Here is a 16,583-nt window from a genome sequence, read left to right as displayed (position 1 = left end):
CCAATAAAGAATAGACAGCGTCATTCCTGGTATACACCTGGTCATCCATCAAGCTACATATGGTCTGAACTATCTAGCTCTTCATATTAATTAAAATCGACTTTGTGTGTGATTCATTCAAGAAGTTTCGTTAATCCGACTCCTTCTTTTCCATATAATCGCCCCCTTTGAAATTATCTGATTTCTGCTTTTTAAAATTGGATAATCATAGTGTGCTAGTTGATTCAACCTATGATAGTAAGTTTACAAGTGCGAATCGGCATTCCTTTATAGTACTTATCCCATGTTCCTTTTTTTACATGTGGGTTCGTATAACTTCATATTAATTTTATTGGGATCCGACAATTTACAAGAGTGACCCATTAGAAAAAAGATATTTTTTATAATATCATGCTGCGTCGAATCAGCCTTGCTAACAGCTCATGAAGAAGAATTAGAGATGGATGAGTTAGCACAGCAGTGGGTAGATGAAAATCAAGAAGTAGTTGCAAAATGGACAGAAGGAGTAGATCCAGTAGATGGTACTCCAATAGAATTAGTTTCATCTCTTTGGAATTCAGAATTATTTACAGCAAACGTAGCTAAAATTGTATTGGCGCAACAAGGATACAACATTACACTTACTCCACTTGATCCAGCTATTTTGTTTGAATCAATTTCAACAGGTGATGCTGATGCTTCTCTTTCTCCATGGATGCCTACGACGCATGGTGCTTTATATAAGGAACATGAAGGTGAATTTATAGATCTAGGACCAAGCTATGAAGGTACCAAGATTGGATTAGCTGTACCAGCATATATGGAAGTTGATTCCCTTGAAGATTTTCAACCTGCAGAGTAGTACACGGAATACTAAAAGTGATATGCTCCCCTTTAATTAATTTGGTTACTAAGAGGGAGCATTTATTATGTTTAAAAGAAGCCTACGATACAGAGGATACGTTTAATAATTTACATTCATCAGGTTCTTTTTTCTTCCACTATCCTGCGTCGTTCGTTCAGTAACTTCAACAAAAAGAGCGTCAGTCCTCCTTGGATCAACACTCCTATGCCGAAGCTAATTTTAACATCTTACATATTTGCGTTTGAAACCTAGCTTTCCTTTATCCATTTCTTTTTGAATACTTTCGTAAGCGTTTAGGAAACTGCTTTTTTTCTTTTCTCGCTTGATTTCTACTGTACCTATTTCCGTTGCGGTCTCAATTGCCTTTTCATTTAGTGGTAAGTATGAAATACCCACAGTGTATAGGAAATTATTCATAGCAGATTTCGTTCGTTCTGGCGAATTATGAATCGCATTTTTCACGACATCGAGCATATTGGAAATCTTGCTTTCAGAAAATTCATTGTCTGGGCGATTCCCTAAAAGCCAACAGTAACAACTCCAGCCCGCTGACATTCTCAGCTCCTGACCGCTTGCAATCCATTTATCGGCAACGTCTTGTGCAATATCTGACTCAGATAATGTTACTGCTACCACATAATCGGATAGCATATAAAAATATGCTGCATCCATCCAAGCGTCAAAATCCGACTCTGTCATGGCTTTTGGGTCTGCAATAATACCCGCAAAGTACATTGCATCATAGTTACCTGTAGCATAAAGTTCATCAGCTAAACGTTGATTTCCTTTTATTTTCTTTGCGATTGGTTTCATAGCACCTGTAGCCACGCCAAAAAGCGGCTCGTGTGCACCATTGGATATGTACCTTTTTTTCATTTGTTCCTTGCCCAATGCTTCAAGCTCCCGCATAACTGTTTCGAAATCCATAGTTTTGTACTTCCTTCCTTACTACTAACACCAACTTAATTGTTAGAAAAACTCGGCATTCGCCAAGTCCTTAATAGCGAATGGCGAAGCTTTTCTTACACCGGCGTTTCCTTAAAACTAATATACTTTCCTTACGTGTAAGAAACTAATTTACATTCTTTTTTAAGTCTTCTATACTTTTCAATTACCATAATTTATACATACAACAAACATGACAACATAACGCCACCAAACTTTATTTTATTTCGATTATAGATTAAATATGGAGTTCCACTAAAAGGTTATTACTATTACTATCGTAAAATGAAGTATATAAGGTGGCATCAAATGCTTAGCTTTTTAAAGTCCGGAAATTCATTTTGTATAAGTAATACATATATAGCTATGGCTAGAGAGATTATCTTAAGCATCTTTACGTTTTTTCCAATCACTTTTTATTAAACTGGCTTTTTAATATTAACTCCATTGTCTTTGGAAAAAGTGTGTAGAGCTTACTTCCAAACTCCATCCATCCTGGCATATTAATTTCACGTTTCTTCTTAAATAAATGGTTTACAATCTTTTTCGCAACACGATCTGGGTCAAGCATATAGGCTGCTATCTTAACTTGATAACTTCCAGTCGGATCGGCATCGACAAAGAAGTTCGTTCGCACCGGCCCGAGATTAACTGCTGTGACAGCAATATGCTTACTTGCGACTTCCATTCGTAATGCATTGGTAAAACCAAGAACTGCATGTTTGGTAGAAGCATAGACAGATGATTTGGGTGTCGCCATTTTCCCTGCCTGTGAAGCAATATTTACAATGTGCCCTTCTCGGTTAGTAAGAAAGTGGTTTAATACTTGCTGTGTCCCCTGAACAAGTGCGAATACATTTAGTTCAAACATCTTTTTAGCTTCTTCCCAGTTCATCGACTCGACATATTCAAACAACCCAGAACCAGCATTATTGATCAAACCACACACCTGTGGGTGATCGATTAGAATTTGTTTAAATACAGCTTCCCGTTTTTCTTCGTCCAGTAAATCAACCTGATAACTAAATGCCTGTATACCAAACGCCTCACTAAGCTGGTGTTGAATACCTTCTAGTTTGTCAATCGATCGTGCCAGCATAATTGGAATTCCGCCATTTTTAGCAATATGCCATACTAGCCTTTCCCCAATACCGCTTGAGGCTCCTGTAACGATTACCTTTTTGGCTATTAATCGCTTATTCATTCTAACCACCTAAATCGCCCTATAATAGTAGACACCATTATTCATTGCTTTTACTACCTTCCCTTGATCTTCAAGAAAATCAAGCTGTCCGATTGTTTCTGACATGGTCAGGTCAAGCTGTTTGTCAATTTGTTTCGGAAAAAGTTTTTCACAAATGTGAAAGGGTGTTTGTTCCTCTACTTGTAGCATATCAAGAACTTTTCCAGCTCGTTGCTCTTGTCTCTTTAATTGGTTAGGAACTAATTCATCCAAATTGGTGATATTTTCTCCATGGCCTGGATAAACGGTTGAAATTCCGAGTGTTAAACACTTCAAAAGATTGCTGCGATATTGAACAAGTGGTCTTGCTCGCTCTTCTTCCCCTTTGCGCGTCGGTTCAATAATAGGATTCGGTGTTATATGTCCCATCACATGGTCTCCACCAATAAAAGCACCATCCTTTTCACGGAAAAAGGATAGATGACTTTGTGCATGACCTTTCGTATCAATCACTTGCCATTCCTCGTGGCCGGGCAATTGGTTGTGTTCTTCTAAAAATGTGGTTAACTTTCCTTCACCAGCATAATGCATGGGTTCCTCTAATTTCTTTAAAAAGCCTTTAAAGGACTCTGGTACTCCTGAAGAAATAAAAAAATCACGATAAAACTGCTCATGTCGGCGGAAAAATTCCTGATTTCTTGTAAGCCATACATCATTATTTTTATGACCAGCTAACGTTTCGGCTCGTGGGAATTGTCCAATAAGACCGGTATGATCTGGATGGTGATGTGTTAAGATAATTTGTTCTATATCGTTTGGGTGGTAGCCTAATACCTTCAATTGGGCTTTCAACGTTTCCCATGCTTCCTTCGTTTTTACGCCAGCATCGATTAACGACAACCGATCGCCTTTTAATAAGTAAACATGTGTATCGCCAACCGCAAACGGTGTGGGGATAGTAAGTTTCGTAATTTTGTCATGTAATACCTGCATTGGAAATCCTCCATAATGAATGCTCATTCATTTTTCTTTCTATTTTATCGCTAATTCAGCTGAATGTCATCCTTATTAACTTTTCTTAGATTAATAAACGATGAATCGCCTTTGTCAAGATACGTGGTAGATACTCAAAACTGTATACTAATTCGACACGTTCAGTCCATTGGTGTGGTGATTTTCCTAATGGTCCAATATTTAAAATAGGCATCGTTAATTTTTCCATGATATCCTCTGGAAAAACAAATCCATTATTTTGAAGTGGCATGTTTACCGTCAACTGATTTAATTTACCTTTTGATGAAACGGGACCGAGGAAACTTAAGTCAGATAATCCGGTGAAAAACTCTGCAACCGTTAAATCTATTTCATAGGTTGATGATGTATAGGATTTCACATGGTCCATCACATCCTTAATATAGGGATCATCATAGGATGAAACAGCAGGATAAAATGGTGGACTATAGAATAAGATAATCATTGGAGCTAAATCCTTGCACATAGATGCTAGGTCCTGCACAAGCATGGTTGAGAAATCACGGTCTCCCTTATCACGTTGATTTACCAATAAGTTTTGACGTCGAACTACTTCATGTTCACCATACCGTTTTACTGCTTCTGCATATAAATCTTCATACATCAAGACAGAAACATTAAAATCAGGCATCGTAAAATCAGTAGCGATAGTTGCATAGTTGTTCGCCTTTTGTTTAATATAATGTTCTATTTCCTGTGCGGCTTTTTTTGTGCTAGTAAGCAATTTTTTATTGATTTCATCGAATGTTTGCTTTAAATACAACACATTATACATAGAAATAGCCGCGTTTGGTGTTTGAACCGAATATTCCTCTTTTAAGTCGCGTTGCATTAGACTGACAGGAGGGGGTGTCACCTCATCATCAATTTTTTCGATAAACGATTCATTCAGCTCTAACTGCTGTGACAAAAAGCTCACCATTAGATTGGGGTTAATTCCTGCAAATGGTTCCCCTACGTGTGATTCTTTTCCATAACAATAAAAACCTGGTAATACCTTTCCAATCGATCCCGCATACACATAATAAGCAGAATCGCCTGGATATTTACTGAACATCGGCTCCCCATTTAAACATGCTCGATAGATTAAATCTTCTTCTTCTTTAAGTTGATTTAAGACAGGTAAGGCCGTCAACATACCTTTTGAATTCACTTCTTCATCAGGTACAGTTACAAGTAAAATATTACCATCAAATTCATCATCTATCGCTTGCTCGATTAATGACATGTGTAATGCCAGTCCAGCCTTCATATCCATCGATCCACGACCAAATAGCCACTCTCCATTTTCGATATCTCTTTGAACTTCATCAGGCAATTTATCTTTGATCTTATTCATTTCATGCGTTAATTCTCGTGGATGAAAGGCTAAATTTTGCAAAGAACCATAATCTTCCACTCCAACGACATCAAAGTGGCTTAATAAAATGATAGTTTCCTTTTTATTGCCTTTTTTCACTAAAGCGGTTAATAACCGTCTACCATCGTCTAAAGGATGTAATTTTAAATGATGATTATTTGTTTGAAAATATTCTTTTTGAGCGAGTAAATGGTATATATATTCTGGAAGCGCAATTTCAGCCATACTTCCAGTTATACTTTGGTGATTTACAAGTGAGCAGAGGAGATCAGTTAATTCCTCTTTCGTTTGCCAGTTTTTCATATAAGTAGGCCTCCTACAAATTGACTTTTCAGTAAAAGTAAAACAAAATCATACATGAGGTGAAGCGATTGTCTACAAAAATAATAGCACATCGTGGTGCAAGTAAACTAGCACCAGAAAATACATTACCTGCCTTTCAATTGGCTTATGATTTGGGTGCAGATGGTATCGAAACAGATGTTCAATTAACCAAAGATCAGGTACCAATTCTTATTCATGATGAAAGGTTAAAGCGAACTACAAATGGATTTGGTTATGTTAAAGATTATACATACCAGGAATTAAAACAATTAGATGCGGGTTCATGGTTTTCCATATCTTACGCTAATACACCCCTTCTATCCTTAGAAGAATTTCTAATTTGGATAAAGGATAAGCCTTTATGCTTAAATATTGAACTGAAAAATAATAAGATAGACTACAAAGACTTAGAAAAAATGGTTTATACGATGTTAATCGATTATCAATTATTAAATCGTACCACATTGTCATCGTTTAATCCAAAGAGTATAAAACGAATGAAAAAGATTGATAAACGTATTGATTCCGCCTTTCTTACGTCAAGGAGGAGAAAGGATTTGGTGGCCTATGCAAAATCGCTTGGGGCACACGCGATCCATGTCAAATATCCATTACTAAGTCGTAAACTTGTAGATAGATGTAATAAGGAAGAGATAGCTATCCGCATCTATACAGTTAATAAAGCGTTACACATAAAGCGCTGTTTCAATTTGAACTGCGACGGGATATTTACCGATGTACCAGGAAAAGCCATTAATATTGCAAGAAAAGAGTAGGCGACTAATCAGCGGCGTACAGATAGATGGGACTGTGAAAGTACGGTGACTTTCCGTACTTTCATCAGAACCAACTATCTGCTAGAGAGGCTGCTGAAAAAGTTAAATATAGTACAAAATAGGTGGATCTACCATCGCATCTTCGAATATACTACGCGCACCTTAGGGCGAGTGGCGAGCCTCCTCGGACTGCCGTCCTGCGGGGTCTCGCCGATCTCTTGCTTCCCGCAGGAGTCTCCGTATATTCGAGATGCTAAGTTAAGGTGAAAAGTTAAATTTTTCAAATCCACCACTTTTTCAGTGGCCTCACTGCTAGACGCTAGAAGCCGTAGCTAGACAAGGACAAGAAACTAGGAGGATATAAATTGAGTAAATTATTTTCGCAAGCCCAGTTCGGAGATGTAACGTTAAAAAACAGAATTACGATGTCACCAATGTGCATGTATTCATGCTTTGATGAAGATGGCAAAATCACTCCATTTCACATGACACATTATATCTCACGTGCCGCGGGACAAGTAGGACTAGTTTTTACTGAGGCAACCGCCGTACAACCTGAAGGCCGTATTTCAGCACAAGACTTAGGAATTTGGAATGATGCACATGTTGAAGGATTAAAGAACCTTAATGAACAAATCCATGCTTATGACGCAAAGTCTGGTATCCAGTTAGGCCATGCTGGAAGAAAAGCAGATTTAGAATCGACCATTTATGCCCCTTCTGCCATTGCCTTTAATGAGAATTATAAAGAACCGAAAGAAATGACAACTGACGCTATTAAAGAAACGATTTCTGCTTTTAAGAATGGAGCTAGACGAGCTAAAGAAGCAGGATTTGATATTATTGAATTACATGGTGCCCACGGTTACTTAATTAACCAGTTCTTATCTCCACTAACCAATGTACGCACAGACTCGTATGGAGGTTCAAAAGAAAATCGCTATCGCTTTCTATCTGAAATTATTGAGTCGGTAAAAACGGAATGGGATGGTCCTATATTCGTCCGCATTTCAACGGATGAATATAATGAAAATGGTAATACACTTGATGACTTTTACTTTTATGCAAAAGAGATGAAAAAGCAGGGAATTGACCTAATCGATTGTAGCTCAGGAGGCGTTGTTCCTGCAAAAATTTCAGCATACCCCGGCTATCAAATTCCGCGGTGCGAGGCAATTAAAAAAGAAGTCTCAATTGCAACAGGTGCTATTGGTCTTATTACAACAGGTATCCAGGCAGAGGAAATCTTGCAAAATGATCGGGCTGATCTGATCTTTGTTGCTCGTGCACTATTAAGAAATCCCTATTGGCCTAAGCAAGTTGCGGATGAATTAGGTGAACCAATAGAACCGCCAACACAATACAAACGTGGCTGGCACTAGGAGGCGATTCACATGGAATTAATTTTCCTAGGAACTGGATCAGGGGTGCCGTCGAAGGAAAGAAACGTCTCTTCTCTTGCGCTAACTTTACTACAAGAACAAAACAGTATATGGTTGTTTGACTGCGGTGAAGCGACACAACACCAAATTTTACGAACTTCGATCAAACCAAGAAAAATAAACAAAATATTCATCTCCCACTTACACGGGGATCATTTATTTGGACTTCCGGGTTTGCTAAGTAGCAGGTCTTTCCAGGGTGGAGATGACTTACTTACTATCTACGGACCAAAAGGCATTAAAGAATACGTTGAAACGAGTCTTCAGTTAAGTGGGACACATTTGACTTATTCATTAGAGTTTGTCGAGCTTTCAGAAGGAAAATTGTTTGAAGATGAAGCATTTAAGGTATATTGTAAAAAGCTACATCATGGAATCCCGAGTTATGGATTTCGCATTGAAGAAAAAGATAAGCTAGGGGAATTACTTGTTGAAAAGTTAAAAGAAAAAGGTATTTCTCCTGGCCCTATCTATCAGCAAATTAAGAACCAAGAGACAACCGTTTTACCAAATGGCGAATCTGTTGCTAGAGTGGATTTTTTAGGACCCGATAAAAAAGGCCGAGTAATTTCTATTTTAGGAGATACCCGTTACACTGAAAATAATTCAGAATTTGTTTCTGGTTCAGATGTATTAGTTCATGAAGCTACATTTAATCATGAAAGTGAACAACTAGCTGAACAATACTTTCACTCTACAACAACACAAGCAGCAAGCTTAGCTAAGCATAGTTCTGTTCGCAAATTGGTCTTAACGCATATTTCATCACGTTATCAAAAAAAGCATTACCATGATCTTATTCATGAAGCAAAAGCTATCTTTCCAGTTACAGAACTTGCACATGACTTTTTTGTAATGGACATATCAAATTAGTAAAAGGGAGTTGTTACCATGAGTCTGTTCCAACTACTACTAGCTGAACAACGTACATTTTTCAAATCCGAAAAAACACTTTCCTACTCATTTCGTAAGGACCAACTAGAAAAGCTTAAAAAAATGCTGAAGGCCCATGAAAAAGAAATCTATCAAGCACTAAAAGATGACTTGGATAAATCAAAAAACGAAACATTGACCACTGAACTTGGCTTTCTCTATACTGAAATAGATGTTACGCTAAAGAACTTAAAAGAATGGATGAAAGAAAAAAAGGTTGATACGCCAATCACACACAAAGGATCAAAAAGTTTTATAATCGCTGAACCATATGGTGTAACACTTACCATTGCTCCATGGAACTATCCATTGCAGTTAGCAATCGCCCCAGTAATTGGCGCGCTAGCAGCTGGTAACACGGCAGTAATTAAACCGTCAGAATTCACACCAGCAACATCCTCAATACTCGCAAAAATGTTTGGAAACACATTTGATCAAAACTATGTTGCGGTAGTCGAAGGTGCCAAAGAAACGAGTCAGCAATTACTCGAGTTAAAATTCGACTATATCTTTTTTACAGGTAGTACAAATGTCGGAAAAATTGTCATGAAACAAGCAAGTGAACATCTAACGCCGGTTACATTAGAGCTTGGTGGAAAAAGTCCAGCAATCGTCGATCAGGATGCCAATATCAATTTAGCAGCTAAACGGATTGTTTGGGGGAAATATACGAACGCTGGTCAAACCTGCGTTGCACCAGACTTTTTATATGTACATGAAAAAGTGAAACCAAAATTAATTAAGTCGATGAAAAAGCATATTAAATCCTTTTATGGTAAAAATCCAATTCATAATAAAAATTATGGACGAATTGTAAACCGAGATCACTTTGACCGCTTAAAAGGTCTATTAACTGAGAGTAATATTGTTCATGGTGGTGGTATGAATCCAGACCTATGTTCGATTGAGCCGACGATAGTAGAAGACGTAACATGGGATGATCCGATTATGCAAGAAGAAATATTTGGTCCGTTATTACCTGTGATGACGTTTCAAAATTTAGAAGAAGCAATTTCAGTCCTTAAAAACAAAGAAAAACCCTTATCACTTTATTATTTTGGTGAAAACGATAAATCCCAACAAAGGGTATTGAACAGCTTATCATTTGGTGGTGGATGCATAAATGATACCCTATACCATTTAGCCAACCCAAACTTACCTTTCGGTGGAGTTGGTAATAGTGGAATGGGTTCTTATCATGGTAAAGATAGCTTTGATACCTTTTCACATAAGAAAAGCATCCTAAAACAAACAACAAAATTTGATATTCCATTACGCTATCCTGGAAGTAAAATCGCTCACAGTATAACGAAACGTGTTATGAAGTAACTATATAAATAAAGGTTGTTGTTTTTGCTACAATAACTACGATATTGCGGAACGTAGACTTCCGCTTCAGGCAGTCGCTTTCCGCGGCAAAGCTTCAGCTTCCTGCGGGATCTTCAACTATTGCTTTTCCCTTAGGAGTCGATCACTCGAAGCGAAAGTCAAACGCCATGCTAGCGAAGGAAATACACAAAGACTTCAGCTTAGAAAGGCGAAGACGATGAGACCCCCGAGTAGAGCGTTCTTTGCTATGTCTAGCTGCGGCGCCTTCGCTTTTCGGAAGGAGGTTACTGAAAAAGTTAAGTATAGTACAAAATATGTGGATCTACCGTCGCATCCTCGAATATACTTCGCTTTCCGCGGGCGAGTGTCGAGCCTCCTCGGAACTGTCGTCCTGCGGGGTCTCGCCGATCTCTTACTTCCCGCAGGAGTCTCCGTATATTCGAGGATGCTAAGTTAAAGTGAAAAGTTAAATTTTTAAAATCCACCACTTTTTCAGTGGCTTGTTTCGGAAAAGCGAGGAGATTCCGCGCAAGCCCTAAGGTGCGCGTAGTGTATCTCCGGAGCAGTATGTTATGACACATTTTTTCGAAGGGTTAAATAGTTGTAGCTTTAAAATAAAATTTAATCAAAAGTATCCCGCAAAACTACATTTTAGGGTAAATAAAAAGAATCCGTTTTGAAAAAAAGATTGATCAAAATAAATGGATTCTTCTATCGTGAATTAGTATATATTTTTTATAAAAAAGTTTGAGCACTTTCTGCCCTTGAACTTCCACAATCGCGCCCTTATATGTAGTATACCAGAGCGTAGTATTTAACGTTAATAACGTTAAATACTACGCTCTTTTTGTTTCTTGATTTACTTGCCCATTTCCAAAGATTATAAAATATAAATGTAGCAACAGAACGAAGACCCATAAAGTATGAAGATATATGAATCTTAAATCTCTATTTTATGAATCATATGCATTTAAGGAATTCACACTGTGAGCTAAAGCTGAACCTGCTTTTAATGCCGTTGCAACCATAATAGATTCTGCTAGTTCTTCCTTTGTTGCATTTGCCCGTTTTGCTCTTTTCGTATGATCGTCAATACAGTATGGGCATCCCGTTGTATGAGCAACCGCAACCGCAATCAATTCCTTCTCTTTTACACTTAAAATACTTTCTTTCATTGCTTTTCCATCAAAATCAACAAATGACTTAAAAACTTCTCCATTGAGTTTTGAGAATTCTTTTAATCTATTAAAATATGATGCTCTATACAATTCTTCGTCTTCATTTTGATCGTATGCATTTAAGGCATTCACTCCATGAGCAAGCGCAGAGCCTGCCTTTAAGGCTGTTGCAACCATTATGGCTTCAGACATTTCTTCTTTAGAAACATCCTTCGATTTTCCTTGTTTAACATGAAGTTCAATACAATAAGGACAGCCTGTTGTATGAGCAACCGCAATGGCGATTAATTCTTTTAGCTTTTTTGTTAGTTTCCCCTCTGCTAATGCCAGTCTGTCAAAATTCATGAAAGCTTTAAAAACATCTGGTACAAGATCACTTAATTCACCAATACGGTTAAAATATGATTTTTTATACAATTCTTCTCTACTCAAAGTTTTCCCTCCCAATTTTCTATACTTCTTTTTTCAATCGTATTAGGATACCTATCTTCTATGCCTATTTATTAACCCTTACTCATGACCATCACCTTTTGTTTTCAAATAAATTATCGCCCTAAAGGTTCAGACAGTTATATTAATTAAAACATTTTATCATTTTTACGCACAAGTGAAAATTGACCTATATCTATAACATAAAAGAAGATAGGGTAGGAATTTGATCAAAGATATTGACAAATCTCCCAATCCCTTAGTCAAACATAGTAAAGGCAGAGTTACTGTCTGAAATATCGATTTGTTATCACAAAACAAATTTACCATACCTCCGATGGGTATGTCAACATATAAAAATATAATACCAGTTATCGGTTACTGGTATTAGCTATTGGGACTTAGAAAACCGTTTAAACACTTCCATTAATTCCTGAATTGTTTTGTTGGTCGGTTTCAACAATAAAACTGCCTTCTAATTTAGTAATATTTGTTACGCTAGCTTCGATGATTTCAGCGCCAAATTTGCGGGCCTGGTCTTTACCAGTTTTGATTTAATCAGGGCCGGTAATTTTTTTACCCCATAATAATTTTTAATCCAGGCTCGTTTGGTTACACTTTTTTCATTATCAATGACCATCGTTTTCTTCCTATTTTTAGCCGTAAATAACGCTGCACTTGTACCAGCAGGGCCTGCACCGACGATTAAAACATCAAACATTTTAAGACCTCCGATATTGAACATTTTTCATAAAAAAGTTTGATCATTCTATGATTGTGATCCTCCGCAAACGCGCCCGTTAATGGAATACTGGTGACAGCTATCTCATGTTAATTAGTCTGATGATTATTTTTAAAAATTGCTTGAGGACTACGTTTTTTTAATTCTGAGAGGAATAATGTTTTTTCTTTTGGTGAAATTTTTACTACACCAAAACAACCCAGTTTTGTAAGACAAGATTAACCCATCTTTAGATGATAAGATTCTATACCCTGCTAATAAATCTGCTGTTGTAAGGTTTAGTGACTCAACTTGGGTGATCGCGTTGTATGGGATTCAACTACGAAACACACCTCCACTAATATATAAATAATCATTACGGAATTCATATTTGATACAGAATGAAGTCCAAACAATTATTCCTACCGAAATTAACAAAATTAAAAACAATAAAATCACATTATAAAAAGATAGTGAATCATAAGAAACAATAACAGGAATTGATATTGCAGCCATTACAATTAAGACAGCAACTATTATAATAGTTGTAAAAGATGTATCTCTCTTAGCTTTAAAGGACATCTAATAACACCCTCTCCGGTTATTCCGTTAAATGGCTCGATTCTGTTGTATTGGGCGCTGTTCCCTTGTTCCAGAATTGCGCCCGTTAATGGAATACTAAAGGAAGCAAAACTTTTGCATCTTTTTTATAAACGGTATGACTTTATTTTAAATCCACATCTGACATTCGCGATTTTATGTAAACAGATAGAGTTTGATGGTAGTGGAACCGAGGTTTAATCAAATAAATTTTATTAAGTTTAAAAGAGGATGTCTATTCCAGATTATCAGTTATTTATGTATCCGTTACTGTCTATACTAATACCCTTTTACCATTGAAATAAGGGGTGATAAAATGTCTTATCAATCAAAAGCACAACTTGAAAAACATACGATTGAACTGTCATCAAGGATATGAACGGATAGAGTCAGGAAGATGCGGATTTACAACTTTAAGTAATTTTTAAAAAATCTAACTTCTATTTATGATACGATTCACCGTAGTAATTTAAGAGGAAAAAATATGCACTGCGGTTCCAGGTTTCCCAGTGCAAACACATTGGTTATTACTCTTTCTTAATCAACATAATTCGTGTGCTGGTTATAGATAACTGACAGACCAGTGAAGGGAATTCACCATCTACTTACTTATAAATTTAATGTCATGATGAAAGGAGACTTAATCAAAGGTCTTCTTACATTCTGATAGTCCTTCTTTTTCCTTAATAAGAATTTTATTAGTCAGTGATTATTCATATCAACAACCGATGAGTTATCCTCTGATAGCTTTTTGACGGCTTCTAACAGTTTTACTACGCCGTCTTTTTTAAAGACTTAAGATTTTCCACCCTATTATTCGCTCCATTTAATAACGAATTATTTTATTATTATATCTATTTTGTTAACATACCAAACCTATAAACTCTTCTTTCTATTTTTTCTTCAAGTATTAAAAAGGCACTTCTGAATCTTTCTAAATCACTTATATTATATTTTTCTATCATTTTATATACTTGATAAAAACCGGCATCCCAATTTTTAACGTTCCATTCTGGGTATTCTTGATTAGCTAAATAGCGATGTTTAAAAGATGCTTTTAATAACATTACTGCTCTATCATATACACCTTGAGCTTCATAACTTAGTACTGTGTTTGCAATTCGATTATAAACAATTCTTTCTTTTTTAACAAAACGCAATTGTTCCTCCGTTTCGTTGATATAATATTGTTGTGCAAGCCTTTTTATGTCTTGATAACTCATAAAAAACCATTCATTACCTATGTCATAGAAATCTCCTTGATATTCTACATTCGATAAAGACGTCTGATAACTTGCACCGATATGAAACAATGAATAAATCATACAGTCTTCAACAAATTCTTCCCATTCACTAGAATCTATACTAGACACATCGGGCTTTTTAAAATTATCCATATCATTGATCCAAGAGTGTTTTACAGATTTTCTTGAAGCGAATGTAACGACAACTCTTTCAAAGTTTTCAGAGGTAACGGATAACCCATGCCCCATAAATGCTGAACCACTAAGAATAAAAACGTCTCTTTGTGATTTATATATATTGTTTGCGACTGTAACCATGTAACCAAATGAATTTGATAACATTCTCCCGCTATGACTTTTAGATTCATTTACATTAAAAGCAGAACTAAATTGAGGATAAGGCATTTTTTTTAAATCTCTTCTTGATTTATTCGGATCCCTTAACCATTCAGATAAAAACTCATTTTGATTTATCATATGGATTGTTTTATCCTGAATTTTTTTAATTCCATTTTCACTTAATTCTTCTACTGAATAATTAAATTTTTTCTTAAAGTTTTTTTCTATTACTTCTCTCGATTTATAAACACCAAATGTTACAGCCCACATATCACTAACATCGGTAAATTCTCCTGCATTAAATAATATCCCCTTTTCCAAATGAAAATTTAAAAAAATATCTTTTTCAAATCCTTCCCAATATCTTCCTCCCGTTAAAAATTGTGTTTTACTAAAGAAAGCAATATAAATGCGCGATAAGTTAAAATCCTTCTTTAATTTTAATACTCTGTAAAAAAATTGTGCATATAATTGTTGAGATGAAGAACCCATTTTATTATTCTTCATAATTTTATTCATTTTTGTTTGAGCAATGCTTTTCTTCGATGTTCCTTTTGCTCCTGCGTTATTCGCAGTTCCATAAGGTGGATTAGCAAAGAAAACAATCGGTTTATCATTTCTTAAATCATTAAATAGTTGTTTAGGCATTTTCAATTTATAAACGTCTGAGTCAGGATTAACGTCAATATCATCATTTAAAAAGTCAAATCGAAAATTAACCGATTCTTTATTATATCTTGTACTCATATCTAATTCTTCTTGATGTATAGTTGAACTATATAATTTATTAAACTGATAGTCTCTTGTTAAGTTTTTTGTACCGCAGGCAGGGTCCCAAACAACGTAATCATTTCTCCAATTTTCTCCCACAATTTCATCTATTATATCGTTAGCTCTATTGGCCCATACTGTTGGGGTCCAAAAATCGCCTGAGAACCTTCTAGAAGTTTCTTCAATTAATTGGTCTGCAATGGCTACCAAAATATCTTTTTCTTCAATTGTATATTTACGTTCATACCTTGAAAAGAAGGCAATAAAAGCTGTTGTGTCTAGCTTGATTTCAGTTCCACCTAGCAAATGTAATGTATTTTTTTTACTAGGTACAGGATAAATTTCCTTTTCACCTAATATAGATTGAATAAAAATAGAAACAAGTAATTGAGGATCTTTTTCTGGATTTAACCCCATTTTCACCTTTCTTTCATTTGAAAAAATCATGCGAATATATTCGTCAAATACTATACGAACATTAGCCTCATAGACTTTTATTTTGTACATCTTACCATCTTTAGATACTAAACTATCAATTGAATCTAACACTTCATTCATATTAAATTTAGGTGTATTGATATCAAATACAAATGAAGAAAGGTTAGGGTCATTATGTAACTTCTCTAATAAGTCTAAATTTTTATAAGGTGCATCACTCGGAGCAATACTCCAATCATAATCCTCTTTCAAATACTGGTACAATACTGGTGCATAAACTATGAACATCTCTTCTTCGTCGCCACTAAAAATGACGTTTGGAAGCTCTTTCGCATCTTGTTCAAATCTCTTTAAATAATAAACCACCTGAGCAATTATTCTTGCTCTTGTTGACAAGTCTATTAATGAAGTTCCTTTTTTGAATTCCATTAACATCCTTAAAACAAAAACAATTTCACCAGAACGTAAATAGCCATCACTTCCATATGGCCTATTCATTGTTGCGTTTTGAATATCATCAATATATCTCTTTTGAAATATTCTTTTATATGCTTGCTCAATATCCGCCTCATCTTTTGCGTTCTTTAACGATTTTAAAAATTCACGATTATTCTCTAATGTGATTTTATTAGACAAGTTTTTCAGCTACCTTCTTTTTTTTATTTTCAGTGTCCTTTATTTCTCTTTTCATTTTA

The 16,583-nt window shown here is 35.8% G+C and carries 12 protein-coding genes; 5 read left to right on the top strand and 7 right to left on the bottom strand.

All coding sequences use genetic code 11. The features are described 5' to 3' along the window. Positions 1-439 precede the first annotated feature (439 nt). Positions 440-841, top strand: a complete 402-nt coding sequence (locus CFK40_RS10200; RefSeq protein ID WP_089532207.1) for a glycine betaine ABC transporter substrate-binding protein — start codon at positions 440-442, stop codon at positions 839-841. 222 nt (positions 842-1,063) lie between these two features. Here CFK40_RS10200 and CFK40_RS10195 read toward each other — a convergent pair whose 3' ends face one another. The 4 genes from CFK40_RS10195 to CFK40_RS10180 all read right to left on the bottom strand — a co-directional run bounded on the left by CFK40_RS10195 (position 1,064) and on the right by CFK40_RS10180 (position 5,667). Beyond that, positions 1,064-1,771, bottom strand: coding sequence for a DNA alkylation repair protein (locus CFK40_RS10195; protein ID WP_089532206.1), 708 nt, complete (start codon positions 1,769-1,771; stop codon positions 1,064-1,066). A gap of 427 nt (positions 1,772-2,198) precedes the next feature. Beyond that, positions 2,199-2,993 (bottom strand): SDR family NAD(P)-dependent oxidoreductase, encoded by a 795-nt coding sequence (locus tag CFK40_RS10190; RefSeq protein ID WP_089532205.1) that lies wholly within the window; start codon positions 2,991-2,993, stop codon positions 2,199-2,201. Positions 2,994-3,002: 9 nt separating this feature from the next. Continuing rightward, the gene (locus CFK40_RS10185) at positions 3,003-3,965 is read right to left on the bottom strand and encodes an MBL fold metallo-hydrolase (RefSeq protein WP_089532204.1); all 963 of its coding nucleotides are present in this window, start codon (positions 3,963-3,965) and stop codon (positions 3,003-3,005) included. 85 nt (positions 3,966-4,050) lie between these two features. Further along, positions 4,051-5,667 (bottom strand): M20/M25/M40 family metallo-hydrolase, encoded by a 1,617-nt coding sequence (locus CFK40_RS10180; protein ID WP_089532203.1) that lies wholly within the window; start codon positions 5,665-5,667, stop codon positions 4,051-4,053. Positions 5,668-5,735: 68 nt separating this feature from the next. Between CFK40_RS10180 and CFK40_RS10175 the strand changes: the two genes are divergently transcribed. The 4 genes from CFK40_RS10175 (at position 5,736) to CFK40_RS10160 (ending at position 10,168) form a co-directional block, all read left to right on the top strand. After that, positions 5,736-6,464 carry a glycerophosphodiester phosphodiesterase gene (locus CFK40_RS10175; RefSeq protein WP_089532202.1) on the top strand — a complete coding sequence of 243 codons (729 nt, stop codon included), beginning with the start codon at positions 5,736-5,738 and terminating at the stop codon, positions 6,462-6,464. Positions 6,465-6,829: 365 nt separating this feature from the next. Beyond that, positions 6,830-7,846, top strand: a complete 1,017-nt coding sequence (gene namA, locus CFK40_RS10170) for an NADPH dehydrogenase NamA (RefSeq protein ID WP_089532201.1) — start codon at positions 6,830-6,832, stop codon at positions 7,844-7,846. Positions 7,847-7,858: 12 nt separating this feature from the next. After that, a complete protein-coding gene (gene rnz, locus CFK40_RS10165; RefSeq protein ID WP_089532200.1) occupies positions 7,859-8,779 on the top strand; it encodes a ribonuclease Z in 921 nt (306 codons plus the stop codon). Positions 8,780-8,797: 18 nt separating this feature from the next. Continuing rightward, a complete protein-coding gene (locus tag CFK40_RS10160) occupies positions 8,798-10,168 on the top strand; it encodes an aldehyde dehydrogenase (protein ID WP_089532199.1) in 1,371 nt (456 codons plus the stop codon). 953 nt (positions 10,169-11,121) lie between these two features. Here CFK40_RS10160 and CFK40_RS10155 read toward each other — a convergent pair. The 3 genes from CFK40_RS10155 to CFK40_RS10140 all read right to left on the bottom strand — a co-directional run bounded on the left by CFK40_RS10155 (position 11,122) and on the right by CFK40_RS10140 (position 16,524). After that, complete coding sequence (locus CFK40_RS10155; protein ID WP_089532198.1) at positions 11,122-11,778, bottom strand: carboxymuconolactone decarboxylase family protein; 657 nt, start codon at positions 11,776-11,778, stop codon at positions 11,122-11,124. 490 nt (positions 11,779-12,268) lie between these two features. After that, positions 12,269-12,496 (bottom strand): FAD-dependent oxidoreductase, encoded by a 228-nt coding sequence (locus tag CFK40_RS21310; RefSeq protein ID WP_089532197.1) that lies wholly within the window; start codon positions 12,494-12,496, stop codon positions 12,269-12,271. Between the two features lie 1,454 nt (positions 12,497-13,950). Beyond that, on the bottom strand, positions 13,951-16,524 hold the full coding sequence (locus CFK40_RS10140) for a hypothetical protein (RefSeq protein WP_089532195.1): 2,574 nt from the start codon (positions 16,522-16,524) through the stop codon (positions 13,951-13,953). Positions 16,525-16,583 lie beyond the last annotated feature (59 nt).

Source organism: Virgibacillus necropolis (assembly GCF_002224365.1).
Classification (GTDB): domain Bacteria; phylum Bacillota; class Bacilli; order Bacillales; family Amphibacillaceae; genus Virgibacillus_F; species Virgibacillus_F necropolis.
Note: the sequence above shows the minus strand (reverse complement) of the source record. Positions and strands in the feature narration are given on the sequence as shown.

What these genes read in the sequence shown, in the direction of transcription:
- CFK40_RS21310 (WP_089532197.1), bottom strand. Translation starts at nt 12,496, where the DNA reads ATGTTTGATGTTTTAATCGTCGGTGCAGGCCCTGCTGGTACAAGTGCA.
- CFK40_RS10160 (WP_089532199.1), top strand. Translation starts at nt 8,798, where the DNA reads ATGAGTCTGTTCCAACTACTACTAGCTGAACAACGTACATTTTTCAAA.
- CFK40_RS10200 (WP_089532207.1), top strand. Translation starts at nt 440, where the DNA reads ATGGATGAGTTAGCACAGCAGTGGGTAGATGAAAATCAAGAAGTAGTT.
- CFK40_RS10195 (WP_089532206.1), bottom strand. Translation starts at nt 1,771, where the DNA reads ATGGATTTCGAAACAGTTATGCGGGAGCTTGAAGCATTGGGCAAGGAA.
- CFK40_RS10185 (WP_089532204.1), bottom strand. Translation starts at nt 3,965, where the DNA reads ATGCAGGTATTACATGACAAAATTACGAAACTTACTATCCCCACACCG.
- CFK40_RS10190 (WP_089532205.1), bottom strand. Translation starts at nt 2,993, where the DNA reads ATGAATAAGCGATTAATAGCCAAAAAGGTAATCGTTACAGGAGCCTCA.
- rnz (WP_089532200.1), top strand. Translation starts at nt 7,859, where the DNA reads ATGGAATTAATTTTCCTAGGAACTGGATCAGGGGTGCCGTCGAAGGAA.
- CFK40_RS10180 (WP_089532203.1), bottom strand. Translation starts at nt 5,667, where the DNA reads ATGAAAAACTGGCAAACGAAAGAGGAATTAACTGATCTCCTCTGCTCA.